This is a genomic window from Corynebacterium faecium, from assembly GCF_027257105.1.
Taxonomy (GTDB): domain Bacteria; phylum Actinomycetota; class Actinomycetes; order Mycobacteriales; family Mycobacteriaceae; genus Corynebacterium; species Corynebacterium lehmanniae.
The window spans coordinates 28,135-44,240 of sequence record NZ_JAPYJX010000001.1 but is presented as its reverse complement, the minus strand read 5'-3'; the positions used below and the strand labels follow the sequence as shown (position 1 = coordinate 44,240).

Genomic DNA, 16,106 nt, shown 5'->3' with positions numbered 1-16,106 from the left:
CGCTGCAGAAATTGTGTAGCGTGAATCATGCCGTGGATTTCACTGAGTAAGGATTTCACTCATGATCACTTTGAAGAGACCCTTGATTTTGGCGCCAATGGCAGGGGGCCATCTACTCCTGAACTTTGTGTCGCGGTAACGAATGCCGGCGGTTTGGGAAATATTGCTGCAGGTTACTTAACTCCAGAAAAGCTGATATCGGCAATTCAACAGGTTGAAGGTGAAGCGGACGGCCCGTACGGGATAAATATATTCTGCCCGCCTCCGGATCGAGAGCGTTCTTCTAAGGAGCAGGACCTATGGAAGCGATACCGCGTCTTACTCGAAACGGATACCCAGATACTTGGGGAGCTACCTGATCGACCCTTTACGGGGGACGACTTTTACCGGGAAAAGATAGACATTGCTTTAAGCTCGCAGGCTCAAGTAGTTTCTTTTACGTTTGGCTACCCTGATGAAACGTTGATCCATGAGTTTCAAGAAGCAGGGAAAAGTGTTGTTTTAAATGCGACAACGCCTCATGAGATCGACTTTCTCGCATCCACCTCGTGTGATGCTATATGTGTTCAGGGGGCAGAAGCTGGAGGCCATCGAGCGACTGTGCTCTCTACCGAGAGTGAGGGATCGACTCATTCTACTTCTGAACTGCTGGAATATGCCTTATCTAAAGTAAGTAAGCCTGTTATTGCTGCAGGTGGTATCGCGACTGCAAAAGAAGCCCTCGCACTCCTTCGCTGGGGTGCATGGGCTATACAGGTGGGCACCCATTTTCTTCTCGCAGATGAGGCGGGGACGAAACATACCCACAAGATTGCTCTGAAAGAGTTACGCGGTCGGCCGACCACCCTTACTAAAGCGTTCACCGGAAGATCGGCTCGCGCCATCACCAATACTTTTACTGAAAAGTACTCCCAGTCCGCTCCGTCGATGTATCCGGAACTTCACCATTTGACTTCAGAGTTAAGAGCAAATGCTAATTACGCTGGCGATGTGGAAAGCCTTAACCTTTGGGCGGGAGTGAACTACGGGTGCGCCCATTCGGCACCTGCGGCCGATATTGTTGATGAGCTGACCCCATATTCTACTTCTCTAGGCGTCGGTCGAGTCGTTCCTCTGGCTGCCCAGGTAGCTGTTGTGGGCGGGGGGCCGAGAGGGCTGGCGGTCGTCGAAAGAACCCTGGACCGGTTGGCGCACAGTAATGATCGAGAAGAAACACCCGTACTGGTCTGGTTTGATGATTCATCCTTCGGATCCGGCAAGGTGTGGAATCCTTATCGGACTCCTGCTCTCCTCATGAATACTGTGGCATCTCAGCTCAGTGGTTTCCCTGATTCCGGCGCCGGTATCGAGGGGAGGTGTCTCGAGGGGCCCACATTTTACGAATGGCTGAAATCTGAGAAAGCCTCTGCCTTCCTGCACTCAGATCCTGTCCTTTTGGAAGAGGCTCTGCAAACGGGGCCAGGCACCTATACATCTAGGGCTCTCTATGGCGCTTATCTTCACTGGGTAGCTTCTCAGGTAGTTACTGCCTATCGAGATTATGTAGATATTCGCTTAGTGCCCACGCGAGTGCTATCTATTTCCGATCAAGAGGGGGCATACGCTCTCATGGACTCTGATGGGCACACGGTAGTGGTCAAAAATGTTGTGTTGGCAGTTGGGCATACCTCTCAGCAAATGATTGCACAGGAGGAAAACAATCAGGAGGAAAACAATGGGGAAGCCTGAGGGAGACGCTCACTCCGCTGCGACTGAAACTACCCACCGGGATGCTCTTTTGGTGTCGCGTGGTACCGCCGGCCTAGCAGTAGCCATGGGCTTGGGCAGATTCTTTTACACCCCCATTTTGCCTTTGATGGTAGGTTCCCTGGGTTGGTCGGGACAGTCCAGCGCGTGGATCGCCACCGCCAACTACGCCGGGTATTTTGCGGGTTCTTTGGCGGCCTCCCGAGGGTGGGTGCCGATTTCTAGAAGATTATACAGGGCAGCCCTTGTGTTGACGACAGTGCTCCTGGCGGCGGTTGCTTTCTCTGGCTCACCGTGGTGGCAAATAGCGGTCCGCTTTTTGGCTGGGGCCATCTCAGCTCTAGTTTTCGTCTCGGTGACGCAGAATATTCCCGTGGTCAAACGCCGAGCCCATGATGGTGGAATAATTTACGCTGGGGTTGGGCTAGGCATCCTCATCTCCGGAGGAATTGTCCTCATGGGGGGAAGCGTTATCTCATGGCGGGCACTGTGGCTTATCTGCGCAGCAGTGAGTGCAGCACTTTCGCTTCTTGCATGGAATTGGCCAATACGTGAAAATCGCTCCGATTCTTCTACTCGGCCACGAAGTGACCAAGGACAGGAATCTTCGCTTGAACCATTGCGGTGGTTATCTGCTGGATATCTCTTCCAAGGCGCAGGCTATATCATCATCGGTACATATCTGGTGGTTCTAGCGCAGCCGGTTTTCGGGCAAACAGCCGCCGCCTCGACGTGGCTGGTAGCTGGATGCGCCACCGCTCCATCCCCGTTGTTTTGGTCGTATGCGGCAAACCGAGTGGGAACCTTCAAAGCGCTTGCTGGATGCTATTTCCTGCAGGTTACAGGTGCTGTCGTGGCAGTCTTCAGTTCTGGGCCCGGTCTTTTGTTTGTGTCGGCGTTTTTGTTCGGAGCTACCTTCATGGGGGTAACGATGCTGACTATTGAAGCGGGTCTCAAAGCGGGGAGCCCAGTTGCGGCGGCTTCCCTAACGACATGGTACAGCTTGGGGCAAATTATGGGCCCTGCGGTTATCGCTGTGGTGTTTAGTAACTCAACTACCTTGAGTTTCGCAGTGGCGGCTGGTTCATTGATTGTCGCGATGTTTTTCACGCTGCGCGGCGCCCACCTTCCTGTTTCCGGCACTGGTAGAAAGCAGGGGTGAAAATGGATAGCACAGAGCATGCCGATTTTCTTCACGTGAGGTTTTATCTCACTGCCTAACGGCAGAGGAACCGTATAATTGCTAGCCTTCCAGCTTCTCTTTGAGGCTGGTGGCTAAGCTTAGAAGTTCATCTTGAGGCGTCCTGGGTTCAGTTCCTACCTCTGGTAAGGAAGGATTAGGCACTATGCCCAGAAAGTATTCCGTTGAGTTCAAGGAGAAGGCGGGCCATCAGATCATCGAAATGGTCCGACTGGAGTCTTGCTCACTGCAACGCGCCTACACGGAGGTCGGTGAGCTGCTTGGAGTATCCCACCACGCGTTGCGGGCTTGGTACCGTGACAGCGCTTCAGTACGAGATAATTCTGACGCTTCAGGCGGCGAAACAATGGAAGAAGAGCTCAAGCGTCTGCGCCGCGAAAACCGTGAGCTGAAACGAGCAAACGGGATTCTTAAGACAGCTTCGGCTTTTTCGCAGCGGAACTCGACCGACCCGCGACCAAATGATCTCCTGCATCGACGCGTACAAAGATCAATTTGGGGGCGGAACTAAACCCAGGACGCTTCAGTTCCCGTGTCGCTGAGATGGGATTCATCCAACCTTGCCCCCGGAAGAGCCCAGTGCAGGTTGTCGACCACCTGTGGGAGCTCCTGGGCTTACAAGGCCAGGTACCCGTTACGGCTCCCAGAAATACAAGATCTGACCCCTGCGAATGTCGCCCCGGACCTTGAGACCGTCGGTCCCCATTTCAGGTGCTGTTGCAAAGTTGGGGGGAGAGCAGCGAAGACTCAGTTTCTCATTCCCTGATGGCCGCTGCGTGTGGGCGTTCTCAGGCCGTCTCGAAGACCCGGTTGACGATCACCGCGTCCGGGTTCGGTTGCCCGTAGACAAACATCGTGCCTTGCCCTTTCCGCAATGAGTGCATCGCCTCCACAGCGCTACATGGAGACGAGAACGCCGTTGGGATGCGAAAGTAGCTACGTCTGTTTGATGGTCCAGGAGATCGACGGGCCTGCCGATTTGAGATGTGATCTGATCAGATCAGCAGATCAGACACAATCTACTGTTTCAGTTGCATGGGGCGGTCGAAGAGGTTGTCTTCTGCCTCGTGCTTGTGTTGCGAGGGTGAGTGTGGCGAGAACGGCGAAGGCTGCTCCGATCCACATGGCTGCGGAGGGATCGTCACCGGCTCGGCCGATGGCGAGCGCGCCGATTGCTGATCCCAGGGCGACGCCCATGGTAATGAGGGAGGTGTGCACCGTGCTGACCATGTTCCCGGTTCCTCCGATTTCGGCGACGCGGGCGACCAAGGCGGGGTTCATCGGCACTCCGGCGACGCCTACGATGAGCACCATGGCCAGCACGAGCGGCTGTGCGTTGCTGAAGGCTCCAAGGAGCGCGAGTGAGATGAATAGCAGTGTGTGTCCGATGCGCAGGATGCCGATGGCGTGCTGGTCGGCGAACTTGCCGACGATGAGGTTGCCTATGAAGGACACGATCCCGTAGGCGAGCAGGATCAGGGTCGTCGTATTCGTCGCGAAGCCGGCGTTCTGTTCCAGCAGCGGGGTGAAGTAGGAGAAGCCGGCAAAGGCTGCGCCGATGGTCAGCAGGCTGACCAGGTATCTGGACCAGAGTTTCGGCGAGCGCAGCTTGCGCAGGTCCTGTGCGGCGGCTTCCTGGGTGGCGGCTTCACGGGCGGGCAGGGTGAGCAGGCTGATGAGGAACACGGCGAAGGCCGCGATGCCTAGGATGTAGAAGCTGGACTGCCAGCCCCAGCGGGCCGCGAGGAAGTGCGACAGCGGCAGGCCGATGACGGTTCCGATCATGATGCCGCCGAGCACGATGGACACTGCTTCGCCGATCTTCTCCGGACTCGGGGCCAGTCGGGCGCTGTAGGACACGGCGATGCCATAGGCGGCGCCGGAGAGGCATCCGGTCAGGACGCGAAGCAGTGCCAGCCACCAGAACTCGTGGATCAGCGGGACCAGGACCTCCAGCGCGGCATAGGTTCCGATGACGATCAACAGCGAGGCTTTGGGTGGGCGATGCCGCAGGAGGTACACCAGCAGCGGGCCTCCGAGCGCCATGCCGAGCGCGTACAAAGTGACCACCGTCCCGACCTGGCCGGTCGAGACGCCCAGGTCTGCGGCGATCTGCGGCATCATCCCCGCGGTCTGGAACTCGCTCATGACCACCACCATGATCGTGAGCATCAGTACGTACAGGTATTTCTTCATTGCCCGGTCTCCAATGTGGATTCTCTAGTACAAAATAAAGGTGCAGGTGAGCCCGACAGCTCACGGATTTCTCAGTAGTGGCGTATCAAGGTGTCAGGGCACTGAGGCCGAGTGCGACGATCCGCCGCAGTTCCTCGGGTGCGGAGCCGGCCTGTGCCATGACGCGAATCCCTGAGATCAGGGTGACGACCAGCAGTGCGGTGTCCCGAGCGTCCAGGTCCGGCCGGAGGCTGCCGTCGAACCTGCCGGCCCTGACGGCGTGCTCCAGCATCGCAAGCTGGCGTCCCAGTGCACGGTCGAGGATGCGGGCGACGCGCGGGTCCTGACTGCCGCGGTCCGGCGTCATGCGTGTCGTCACGACCATGCACCCGGCCGCGTGCCCTTCAGTGGACGCCTCGTACTCCTCGGCGATCATGAGATTCAGAACGCCGCTCACGCGTGCGAAGCCATCCAGTTCGGCATCGGCGAGCACCGCCTCCTGACTCTCACCAGTGACCTCGACATAGCGCTCCAGTGCTCGAACGAACAGCTCATCCTTGGAGTCGAAGGCGTTGTACAGGCTGCTCCGCCGCACCCCGGCCGCCGCGCACAACTGCTCAGTCGACGTGTCCGCGAATCCACGCACCCTGAACTGCGCGGCCGCGGCATCCAGCACCGTCGCCTCGTCAAACGTTCGTGGTCTACCCATGTCCGCGATGCTAGCAGTTAATGGACTATGGAGTACAAAACAAACACAGGCCGCGACCGACGCAGCGTCGACTGGTGCAGCCGTTGTTGAATGGGCTGCCCGCATGACGCGCACCTGGCTCGTATAGGTGCTGTGGCAAAGTTGGGGGGAGAGCAGCTTCTTCGACCTCCTCCGATGGTGCTTCACCACACAATGATTCTAAACTTCAGGTGTAACTGGCTCCTATAGGTGACTGATGATGGTGGCGGCAACTACGAGCGCTGCGGCACCGAAGACTCCACCGGCGACCGCGACGGCTGTGTGGAAGCCTGTGAGGAACGCTCCACTGGCGACCATTTCGCCGAGGACTGCGACGCCGACGACGCTGCCGGTCTGGCGGGCGGCATTGATGACTCCTCCTGCGATGCCGACATGTTCCGGCGGGGCCGAGGCCACTGCGGCCGAGGTCGCGGCCGGCATCGCGAAGGCCATCCCGAATCCAGCTGTGAAGGTCAACACCGCGACCACCACGTAAGGGGTTTCTGCGGTGAGCAGCACGAGGCTGCTGAAGCCGATCGTGCCAACTACCAGGCCGGTGAGCATGGTGGGGAACGCGCCCCACCGGGCGACGGCACGGCCGCCCAGCGGTGACGCGACCACGGCGCTGCACGCCTGTGGTGCCAGCGCGAGGCCTGCCAGCCACGGCTCGTATCCCAGGTACTGCTGGAAGAAGAGGGAGAGCACGAAGAGTTGTCCGAAGAAGCTGAAGTTGAGCGCGAGCCCTACCATTGCGGCCACGGAGAACCGGGCACGAGTGAACAAGGCCATCGGCAGCATCGGGTCCGGGTGTCGTCGCTCTGCGATGATGAACAGGGCGAGGAAGACGCCCCCGGCGATCAGCACGGCTACCTGCCAGGGTGACCATCCGTGTTCGCCTGCGGTGATGACTGCATAGGTTACTGCCACCAGCGTGAGCACGGAGAGCACCTGTCCGGGTAGGTCCACCCGTCTCGCGCGACTGCCCGTGAGCACGGGAATTGCCCACAAGGTGAGCAGACAGCCGATCGCAACGATGGGGAGGTTGACCCAGAACACCGCCCGCCACCCGATCGTCGACACCAGCGCTCCGCCCAGGACCGGTCCGATCGCGGCGGCAACACCTCCTGCGCCGCCCCACAGCCCGATGGCGCGTGCTCGTTCCTTCGGATCGTCGTACACAGCCGACAGCAATGCCAGAGAGCCCGGCACGATCGCTGCCGCGCCCACGCCCTGGACGGCGCGACCAGCGACGAGGAACCCGCCTGTGGGAGCGAGGGCGCACACGGCCGAGAGCACAGCAAAGACCACCAGGCCAGCGAGGTAGACCCTGCGGGCCCCGAGACGGTCGCATGCGGCCCCAGCTGTGAGAAGGAACGCGGCGAACACGAGGGTGTAAGCGTCGACGACCCACTGCAGTGAGCCCACCGTCATGTCGAGGTCAGTGCCGATCTCGGCGAGGGCGACATTGACGATGGTCGTATCGAGCATGACGATGAAGAAACCGAGGAGGGTCGCGACCAGCGCCGTGCGCCGATGCGCGGTCATACGCGAGACTCCAGCGAAGCCTCGGCGGGCGGGTGGCCGAAGTAGGTGCGCTTGTAGAAGTCCTCATCGTAGTGCCCGCGTAGCCGTTGGCGGTCCCCGTTCATCGCGATCGCTCCCTTCGTCTCCTGATGCAATGAATCTGGTGAGTTCAAACTACGCCTGCGATTGTTCGGTCGTCACCGAACAGTTCCGGGTGCACACTGGAGACATGGTTGCGCGCGTGTTTCCTGAAGCGGTCCCGGATATCTCGACAGTCGCGTCGGCTCTGGCTGACTCGTCGCGGGCGGCCATGTGTGCTGCGCTCATGGACGGGCGGGCCTGGACGGTTGGTGAACTGGGCAGGTACGCGGGCCTGGCCCGGTCGACGGCGAGCGAGCATGTTGACGTGCTCGTCACCCACGGTCTCGTCCACGACATTCGGCAGGGCCGGCACCGCTACATTCGCCTGGCCGGGGAAGACATCGCACGAGTGGTCGAGAGCCTTGGCGTGGTCGCCCGCTCGCCCCTGCCCACTCCTCACAGCCTCAGCGCGTCACGGGCGAATGCGAACCTACGTGAAGGCCGCACCTGTTATCAGCACCTCGCCGGTAAGCTCGGGGTGCGCCTGGCTGAACAACTGGAAGAGCACGAGTTCATCGATTCGCACTGTCAGGTCACTAATCAAGGTCATCGCTTGTTCATGCAGTGGGGTGTGCCCCCGAAGATGCTCGATACGGGCAGGTCGTGCATGGACTCCACCGAACGCCGCTTCCACCTCGCCGGCCCTCTCGGCACGGGAATCTGCAAGACTCTGCTGGATAAGGAATGGCTTTCCCGCAGGGGTCGTACCCGGGCCGTGCGTCTCACTCCCGCCGGGCGGGCAGCGCTCAACGACGCGGGGATCTCCCTCAATTGACCGACAGCCGTCCCTGAGGGCTTCAGTCGTACTTTCCCACTAATTTCCACGATTGGAAGATCAAATCGGGGATGGGGGTGACCGTGAACGGGCAGGAGTATAAAAAGTCAATCCTCTCCACTGACGGTCAAGGTGCATATCGAGTGTCCTTCGAGGAGTATCACGTGGCAGACACCGCACGAACGCTGAATCTCAAGGCGGCTTGGGTTGATACGATCCCGAACTCAGGTGGAACCGGCAAGGTTACGGTCAAGCGAGACGGGCAACTCCTTGGCACGTTTACTGTCCCGGCCGGTAAGGTCGTTGAACGTACTCTCGATGTCCGAGGCGGAGGCACCGTTACCGTCTACCTCGAGGCTCACGACTCCAAAGATGATCAAAAGCGAGTGCCTTCCAGCGGTCTTGCAGTCCTCACCCCGGTTGTGAAGTAACGGCTCACACCACCAACAGACCAGTTCAGGTCGCGAAAACAAAGCGCTGGGCATACCACCCAGCGCTTTCTCTATGTCTACGCCAGGTCAAAGGCGCCGTTCGGACGTCGTAGGGGAATAGCGGTGGTGCAGCTCTAGGTGCACTGACATTTCACGGTGCATTTCACACGCCGCTTTGTTGCACATCACCCGTGCTGTTTTACAGTGCAGTGCAGCGGTGCTTTTACTGGCGTTTCTGCTGCGCAACTCACTGCACTCCGTAGTGTCTGTGACATTTCATTAACACACAGATGGGGACGCGGACATTTTGTTGGACAGTTTCGGGTTACGCTGCATGAAGTTTTCGGTAGGCGGTGATACTCACACCGCCTAGACTGGTTTTGATCCGGTGGTTGTTATAGAACTCGATGTATCGCGCGATGGCTTCTTCGAGCTCTTTGGTGGTTTGCCAAACCTTGCCGTAGTACATCTCATTTTTTCATACGGCCGAAAAATCCGTCGGTCATCGCATAGGTGAAGAAAAATGCGCCTCCAAGTATCAGCATCACCCACCAGTACCTAGCGATTATCCACAAGAGCCAGCCCCAAAACGCAGTCCAAGCGAGGCCCGGGAGAGCGAGTACGAAGAACGTGGACCGCAGCCACTTGTGGGTGGCGTTCTCTTTAGCTTGATACCACTCGGCTGCGTCATCAGTCTTGACAACGTAAAGGCCCCCAGCGGCGCGACCACCACGGCATAGATAACGAGAAGTACCAGGATTAGGATCCACTCGTTTACTGGAAAGCGGGTGAAAAATCTCAATTTATCCAGCCCGAGAACCAGCAACATATTAAGTATTCCCAGCGCTATTACGGACTGGTAGAGCCACGTAATGGAGACCCAGATGGGATAGTTGGTCAATCTGGAAGGGGATTCTGCGTCCTTGCGTTCTTTTTCACGCCGCACGGCAGCGGGATCTTGCGTAACCGTAGCCGTTCGCGTGTCAGGGCACGCGGTGCCCGCGTTGGGCATTGTGGGGGGAGGATTCGGTGTCATCCTTCCAGAAATCGTAGTCGTATTCACTGTCTGTATGCGCCGTGCCGGGTTGCGTCCCTTAGTGTGGTGTAACGCTTGCTGATGGTGGGCCCTGGAAATAGTGGGGCGGCCACCGCCAGTAACCTTTCGACTCAACTACCACATCTCACCGAAAGGCACATGACGATGACCGCTGCACCGCATTCTATCGACCCGGCAACCTACTTGGATGATCTGCTCACCCAAGCCTCCCCGGATCTGATGCGCCAGATGCTGCAAGGGTTTATCAACCAGATCCTCTCCGCCCAGGCCGACACCGTCTGCGGCGCCGAATACGGCGTCGCCCCGACCGAGCGGGTCAACCACCGCAACGGGTACCGCCACCGCGACCTTGATACCCGTGTCGGCACCATCGATGTCGCAGTACCGAAGCTGCGCCACGGTGCGATCTTCCCGGACTGGCTGCTCGAGCGCCGTTCGCGAGCAGAACGGGCGTCGTCGACTGTGATTGCCACCTGCTACCTCAAAGGGGTCTCCACCCGCAGGATGAACGACCTGGTAGCAACACTCGGCATTACCAACATGTCGAAATCCCAAGTCTCACGCATGGCGGAAGAACTCGACGAGATGGTCGCCGATTTCAAAAACCGCCCACTCGATCCCGGCGTGTTTAGAAGATCGGAATGGTAGCGGTGTGGTGAGTTTGTGGTAGCGCCTGAGTGGGGATCCGGTAGCGGTCCCTGCTCAGGCGTTTTGTGGGGTTACTGGTTAGTTTCCAGTCTCATGTTTGGCCCTTCGAGGGTGATGATTTCGGCGCCAGCGACGAGTCGGTTGAGGATGGATTCGGCGATGACGGCGTCCGGGATGGATCTGTACCAGTCTTGCGGGGTGAACTGTGAGGTCACGATTGTTGATCGGTTTCCTTCTCGTTCGGAGAGAATGTTGAAGAGCAGGTGTGCGGTGGTGGCATCGACTGGGGTGGTGAGGAAGTCATCGAGGACTAACACGTCGACGTTGATCAGCTCGCGGGTGAGTTTGAGCCGGGCTGGGTCGTCGAGTGGCATCACTGCGAAGTGCGCGGCAAGCATGTCGGTGCGGTAGAACCTGGCGGAGTAGTCGTTGCGGCATGCTGCGGTGATCAGTGCTTGGGCGAGGTAGGTCTTGCCGACTGAGGATTTGCCCAAGATGACAATGTTTTGGCCCAGGTGGCACCATTGTCCGTGAGCGAGTCGGCTGACTTGTTCTGGGTTGATGTTGCGGTCAGGTGCGTAGACGACGTCTTCGAGGCAGGCATCGGGGTTTGGCGATCGTGATGCCTTGAGCAGTTTGTTGATGCGGCGTTCGCGTCTGGCCGCGACTTCTTTGTCGAGTGCGTAGAGCACCTTTTGGGAGAAGGTCCACGTGTCGAAGGCTGGGTCGTTGGCGATGTCGATGACGCTTTTGCCGAAGGCTGTCATGCGCATCGCTGTGAAGTCCGCGAGGACGGATTCGTCGAGGAAACGCTCTTGAGGCGGGGTCGGTGGGGTCATGGCGTTGTGGTTCCTTTCTTGATGAGGTTGTCCAGACTGAACTGTGCTGCGCCACCGAGGTAGGCGCCGCTGGTGTCGCGTGTGGCAGCGGCGGGTGCGTGGGCCCGATGCCCAGGTGTGGCCGGTGCCGGTTGGTCGAAGCCGTGTGGTCGGGTTGCGGCTTCTTTGCGTACGGCGGCCATCATGTTTTTGACCGCGGTGTAGGACACCGCCCGGCGGGTCCCGTCGGAGGAGACCAAGCGCTTACATGCTTCTTCCAACACGAGCTTGTTGGCGTGTTTGCCCATTGACAGCACGTTTCTGCACGATTGGTACGCCTGGGCCGGGATTGCTTTCGCCGTGATCATTTCCTCGATGACTGCGCGTGTCGCCGGCCCGATCTTTTGGGCTTCGCGCAGGAAGTAATCGCTCGTCCACAGTCCCTGGGTGTGATCCATGTTCGCCGGTATGTGGTCGGCATCGGTGACATACGCCCCGCGGGTGTGGGCAAGCGTGTGGGTTGTAACGGCACGGCCACCATCGAAGACCGTGAGCACTTGCCCGGTGATGCGCACATCGACAGTGCGGCCAACGAGCTGGTGCGGCACGGAGTACCGCACGCTAGCTACGGTGATGTGGAAATCTGGGGCGACCTTGGCGCGTTTCCACTCGGTGCGCTGCCACGGGGTATCGGGAAGCGCTGTCAACAGGTGCCTTTCATGCGCATCGAAAATGTCTTTGCGGCTTGACTGCTGGTGACGAAACGGTACCGCCTGGTTGATCTGGTCAACCAGCTGCTGAATTCGCGAGTTGAGTTCGTCAAGGTCGACGCACTGGTGGCCATCGAGTGCGTGGATGACCTTGTGGGTGACGATCTTGACTGCGGCTTCGACATTCGCTTTGTCTTTCGGCCGTTTCGCCCTCGTGGGCAGTGCTGCGGTGTTGTAATGCTCCAAAAACTGCTCGTAGGTGTCGTTGACCTTGCGGTTTCGATCCGCCGCGCTGATCGCGTTCGACGCAGTCGAAGCATTATCCGGGAGAGTGTCCGATTCTTTGTGTGCGGGGGTTTGGTTTACAAGTAGTCCGCGAATCGGTCGGGGTAAGCCACGGCTAGTTGGTTGATGGCTTGTTTCCACCCGGTGGCTGTCGCTCCTTCAATATAGCCGTTGCACTCAATATCGCGCTTTGCTTTCTTCGCTCGCTGCGCGGCGCGCTTGTCTTCGATGTTGCAGATCATCAGCCACAGCGTCTTCAGCGCCGCAGTATCGTTCGGGAACTGGCCCCTGTTGCGGGTAGCTTTACGCAGTTCAGCGTTGAGCGATTCGATCGAATTGGTGGTGTAGAGCACCCGGCGTGCCGCCGGCGGGAACTGCAGGAACGGCACGAACCGCTCCCAGGCGTCGCGCCAGACTTTGACCGACTGCGGGTATTTCCGGCCGAGTTCACTGGCCTCGAACGCATCCAAGCTGGCACGTGCGGTGTCCTCGTTGGCGGCCGTGTAGACCTCACGCAGCGCCCGGGAGACAGATTTGCGGTCCTGGTAGGACACCCACCGGTTCGCAGCCCGAATCAGGTGCACAATGCAGGTTTGCACCATGGAATTCGGCCAGGTGGCTTCCACGGCTTCCGGCAAGCCTTTGAGTCCGTCGCAGCACACGATGAACACGTCCTGGACACCGCGGTTGGCCAGATCCGCGCACACCGATGCCCAGAATGCAGCGCCTTCGTTTTCCGCGATCCACAATCCCAGGATGTGCTTGATGCCGTCCATGTCGACACCAACCGCCATGTAGCAGGACTTGTTGACCACGCGGTGGCCGTCACGGATCTTGACGCGTAGCGCGTCGAGGAAGATCACGGGGTAGAACTCGTCGAGCTGGCGGTTTTGCCAGATCATGACCTCGTCTAACACCGCGTCGGTAATGGTGCTGATCGTATCCGGGCTCATATCCACCCCGAGCGTGGTCGCGAGGTGATGCTGGATATCGCGCACCGTCATCCCACCGGCGTATAGCGAGACGATCATGTCATCGAGCTCTGTGAGACGGCGTGCGCCCTTGGGCACCATCTTTGGCGCAAACGTGCCGGCACGGTCCCTGGGCACGGTCACTTCCACCGCGCCGTACCCGGAATTGACGGTCTTGGTGTACGACCCGTTGCGGTGATTGCTGCTCTGCGCGGTTTCCACCTGGGCTTTGGCCTTGCGGTCGGAGTGGCTATAGCCCAAATGCGCATCCATCTCCGCCTGTAGACCAGCGTTGATTGATGCCTGCAGTAGGCCTTTGACCAGCTCGCTGGCATCATCAGCGGAGGTCGACAGCTCGCTTATCAAGCTGGCAAGCTCAGGATTTTCCATCAGCTTCTCGCTGATCTCGTTGACCTTTGCCGGGTCATGGTTTTTCTTCGGTGACACCGTAGTCATTATCGGTGAAACTCCTTCTAGATCAGAGCCTCACACACAAACTTCCTGACACCCTCTTATCCGGCACCACAACCTCAGGCACGCCCCCGAAGTAGGCGAACGCGTGGTGGTGGGCATCAAGCCAGGAATGCTGGCGCTCATCCGGACATGCGAGGGCAAAAATCATCCCGGAATACGGCATTGAGGCAACAAATACGCTGACCTTCACCCCCGGTGCGCCATAAGGGTCGAACAGGCGCATCTTGGTGCCTGCCCAATCCACCTGCATGGTGTGCCCCGGTGTATGGGTGATGCGTGCGGTCAAACCGGCCGCATCGACATGAGACGCCACCAACTGTCGAAACCGGTCGTAGCTGTAATGGAGCTGGCCGGGTAAAGCAGGTGTGGAGGTGTAGCGCGCCCACAGCACTTGCAGTGTCTGCTTGTTACGCCCCGTGCGGGCTTTGACCACCGCATCAAAATCGATAGGGACGAAATCGCCCTGGCCGGTACTGCGCCCATCTACGAATAACTCGTCGAGCTCATCATCCGTCAACGCCAAAACCTGGTCGATAGTGCGAATCCCAAGGGATCGAAGCACCTGATTCGACCGGGAAATCGCGCGGTGCGAGCACCCGAGCTGTTGTTCAATCTGGCGGTACGAACGCTGCTGCACAAGCAGCTTCATCACCGCCCGGTAATCCGTCATCAGCGGACTCCTTCCGGTAACCGGCTACACCCCTGTGGTGCAACCACCCGAAAGCATCACCCGCCACCGCCAACCCCGCTACCGGAAACCCACTGAACCGCTACCCGAAAGTCACCACACCGCTACCAACTAGCCGGTCGCAACACCGGCGGGTACGCCTACATGTCGTGCGACGCGCTGACGATAAAAGTGCGCGAAGGCACCCCGGGTGGTCAAATGCTCCGTACTTTTGGCCACCGGGGTCAACGCCGACGGGTACCGCGAAATGCTCGGCATGCACGTTGCCACTGCGGAATCCAACGCATCGTGGAAAGGCTTCTTCCAAGACCTCAAGGCCCGCGGACTTCGCGGTGTCTTCCTTATCACCAGTGATGCTCATGAGGGCATCCAGCACGCGATATCCGAAGTGCTGCCCGACGCGTCGTGGCAACGCTGTCGCACCCATTTCGCCAAAAACCTCTACGAGAAAGTCCCGAAAACTTAAAAGGCCGATGGTCTTAAGCGATGTTCCAGACGATCTTCCAGCAACCCGACGCCCAATCCACCTGGGCCCAAGCCCGTGAGGTCGTCGACCTACTAGAACCGAAGTTCCCGCAGGTTGCTGCGTATTTGGAGGAATCACTCGATGAGGTGCTGGCGTTTTCCGCAGCCCCGAAACCGGTCTGGACGAAGGTCTGGTCGAACAACCCCACCGAGCGGTTAAACCGGGAGATCCGCCGGCGCACCGACGTTGTGGGGATCTTCCCGAACCGCGAATCCATCATCCGGCTTGTCGGGGCGGTTCTTGCCGAGTAGCACGACGACTGGATCCAGCAAAAACGCTCCATGTCACTATCCGCGCTCGAGCACACCAAACACCTCATGCACCAAACCGAAGATGATCACGGCGACCACCACCAGCTAACCGCCTAACAAAACCCCCAACTTCATACCGAGCCGAAAGCACAAACGGCTACACCACTACACGGGACTTGACCTCCAAGAGCATATATCCGCTGTTGTGGTTGTATAGCCCCGTCGGTGTGGCAGCGGGGGAGGGTGTTCGGGGGTAAGTCTAGGTCGGTCACTCTCATTCTCTTAACTGTGCGACGGCTGTCTCTCGAAGCTCGTCGAGTACCCGGTCAAATTCTGAAGCTACGAAAGTCGCGTAGTTTTTCCCCTTCGTATAGGGGCTCGTTATTGACGCTCCCACGTAGGTGCTCTTGTCCCGAAGGGCTTCTTGAACACGTTTCGAAGCCCCCCGTACTTGCGGGTGGGCAAGCTGAAGATCCATGGTTTCCCATGCGCTATGTAACTCTGCACGAAGTTTTGCGTTGGCCGTCTTGATTTTGAAGGTATCCATTCCGAATTCATGCATAGTCGAGTAGGAATGGGCGGGCCGTTTGGGCTTCCGCGAAAAGATCTTTTCCAAATTTTTCGACAAGCGCTTATTTGACCCCTCAACTTCAACTTTCTTTTTAACCTGATCCTGGATGGTGGCGGTGTAGGTGAGGGGTAACGCTTCGTACAAAGAATTGAGTCTCAATTCCCCGGCGGTTGCTAAGAAGTCACGGACAGCGGCGAGCTGTTCTTTACGTGATTCGGCCTCCTGTTCTTTTCGTCGGTGGTGTCTGGCAAGAGCGTTCTTGGTAAATTCGCCATATACACCGGCGAGCAAAGTCAGAGTACCGGTGATAACGGCGACTAGAACTGTGTCGGATATTGGAAGGTCAAACATAAAGAAAATATATGAATGAACTGACCAAAGCTAATG

Annotated in this window: 13 protein-coding genes and 4 pseudogenes; 7 read left to right on the top strand and 10 right to left on the bottom strand. The window is 58.5% G+C overall.

The features are described 5' to 3' along the window. Window positions 1-27: 27 nt before the first annotated feature. From O5O53_RS00275 to O5O53_RS00265, 3 genes and pseudogenes are all read left to right on the top strand, one after another. Window positions 28-1,728, top strand: coding sequence for an FAD/NAD(P)-binding protein (locus O5O53_RS00275; RefSeq protein WP_269507755.1), 1,701 nt, complete (start codon window positions 28-30; stop codon window positions 1,726-1,728). After that, window positions 1,715-2,908, top strand: a complete 1,194-nt coding sequence (locus O5O53_RS00270) for a YbfB/YjiJ family MFS transporter (protein ID WP_367616708.1) — start codon at window positions 1,715-1,717, stop codon at window positions 2,906-2,908. Before O5O53_RS00275 ends, O5O53_RS00270 begins: the two co-directional genes overlap by 14 nt. A gap of 184 nt (window positions 2,909-3,092) precedes the next feature. Then, window positions 3,093-3,447 (top strand): annotated as a pseudogene (locus O5O53_RS00265) (transposase); the annotation flags it as partial. A 288-nt stretch (window positions 3,448-3,735) separates the two neighbouring features. Here O5O53_RS00265 and O5O53_RS00260 read toward each other — a convergent pair. The 4 genes and pseudogenes from O5O53_RS00260 to O5O53_RS00245 form a co-directional block, all read right to left on the bottom strand. Beyond that, window positions 3,736-3,840, bottom strand: a pseudogene (locus tag O5O53_RS00260) (IS6 family transposase); the annotation flags it as partial. A gap of 115 nt (window positions 3,841-3,955) precedes the next feature. Then, a complete protein-coding gene (locus O5O53_RS00255; RefSeq protein ID WP_259851809.1) occupies window positions 3,956-5,143 on the bottom strand; it encodes an MFS transporter in 1,188 nt (395 codons plus the stop codon). A gap of 85 nt (window positions 5,144-5,228) precedes the next feature. Beyond that, the gene (locus O5O53_RS00250) at window positions 5,229-5,831 is read right to left on the bottom strand and encodes a TetR/AcrR family transcriptional regulator (protein ID WP_042529878.1); all 603 of its coding nucleotides are present in this window, start codon (window positions 5,829-5,831) and stop codon (window positions 5,229-5,231) included. A gap of 222 nt (window positions 5,832-6,053) precedes the next feature. Then, complete coding sequence (locus tag O5O53_RS00245) at window positions 6,054-7,394, bottom strand: MFS transporter (protein WP_269507749.1); 1,341 nt, start codon at window positions 7,392-7,394, stop codon at window positions 6,054-6,056. Between the two features lie 133 nt (window positions 7,395-7,527). Between O5O53_RS00245 and O5O53_RS00240 the strand changes: the two genes are divergently transcribed. Continuing rightward, window positions 7,528-8,289 carry an ArsR/SmtB family transcription factor gene (locus O5O53_RS00240; RefSeq protein ID WP_269507746.1) on the top strand — a complete coding sequence of 254 codons (762 nt, stop codon included), beginning with the start codon at window positions 7,528-7,530 and terminating at the stop codon, window positions 8,287-8,289. A gap of 143 nt (window positions 8,290-8,432) precedes the next feature. Further along, on the top strand, window positions 8,433-8,720 hold the full coding sequence (locus O5O53_RS00235) for a hypothetical protein (protein ID WP_269507743.1): 288 nt from the start codon (window positions 8,433-8,435) through the stop codon (window positions 8,718-8,720). A 325-nt stretch (window positions 8,721-9,045) separates the two neighbouring features. Here the strand turns inward: O5O53_RS00235 and O5O53_RS00230 are convergent, their stop codons facing one another. Next, window positions 9,046-9,189, bottom strand: a complete 144-nt coding sequence (locus O5O53_RS00230) for an IS3 family transposase (protein ID WP_269507741.1) — start codon at window positions 9,187-9,189, stop codon at window positions 9,046-9,048. A 732-nt stretch (window positions 9,190-9,921) separates the two neighbouring features. On the opposite strand from O5O53_RS00230, the pseudogene O5O53_RS00225 reads away from it, so the two are divergent. Further along, window positions 9,922-10,395, top strand: a pseudogene (locus O5O53_RS00225) (transposase); the annotation flags it as partial. A 101-nt stretch (window positions 10,396-10,496) separates the two neighbouring features. On the opposite strand, the gene O5O53_RS00220 reads toward O5O53_RS00225, so the two are convergent. The 4 genes from O5O53_RS00220 to O5O53_RS00205 form a co-directional block, all read right to left on the bottom strand. Beyond that, on the bottom strand, window positions 10,497-11,264 hold the full coding sequence (locus O5O53_RS00220; protein WP_181889444.1) for an ATP-binding protein: 768 nt from the start codon (window positions 11,262-11,264) through the stop codon (window positions 10,497-10,499). Then, window positions 11,261-12,199 (bottom strand): Mu transposase domain-containing protein, encoded by a 939-nt coding sequence (locus tag O5O53_RS00215; RefSeq protein WP_269507738.1) that lies wholly within the window; start codon window positions 12,197-12,199, stop codon window positions 11,261-11,263. Before O5O53_RS00215 ends, O5O53_RS00220 begins: the two co-directional genes overlap by 4 nt. Before the next feature lie 116 nt (window positions 12,200-12,315). Continuing rightward, the gene (locus tag O5O53_RS00210; RefSeq protein ID WP_269507735.1) at window positions 12,316-13,665 is read right to left on the bottom strand and encodes an IS256 family transposase; all 1,350 of its coding nucleotides are present in this window, start codon (window positions 13,663-13,665) and stop codon (window positions 12,316-12,318) included. Between the two features lie 22 nt (window positions 13,666-13,687). After that, complete coding sequence (locus O5O53_RS00205) at window positions 13,688-14,353, bottom strand: DDE-type integrase/transposase/recombinase (RefSeq protein WP_269507732.1); 666 nt, start codon at window positions 14,351-14,353, stop codon at window positions 13,688-13,690. A 147-nt stretch (window positions 14,354-14,500) separates the two neighbouring features. Between O5O53_RS00205 and O5O53_RS00200 the strand changes: the two are divergent. Then, window positions 14,501-15,265 (top strand): annotated as a pseudogene (locus O5O53_RS00200) (IS256 family transposase); the annotation flags it as partial. 157 nt (window positions 15,266-15,422) lie between these two features. Here O5O53_RS00200 and O5O53_RS00195 read toward each other — a convergent pair. Then, on the bottom strand, window positions 15,423-16,070 hold the full coding sequence (locus tag O5O53_RS00195) for a hypothetical protein (RefSeq protein ID WP_269507729.1): 648 nt from the start codon (window positions 16,068-16,070) through the stop codon (window positions 15,423-15,425). Window positions 16,071-16,106: the final 36 nt, after the last annotated feature.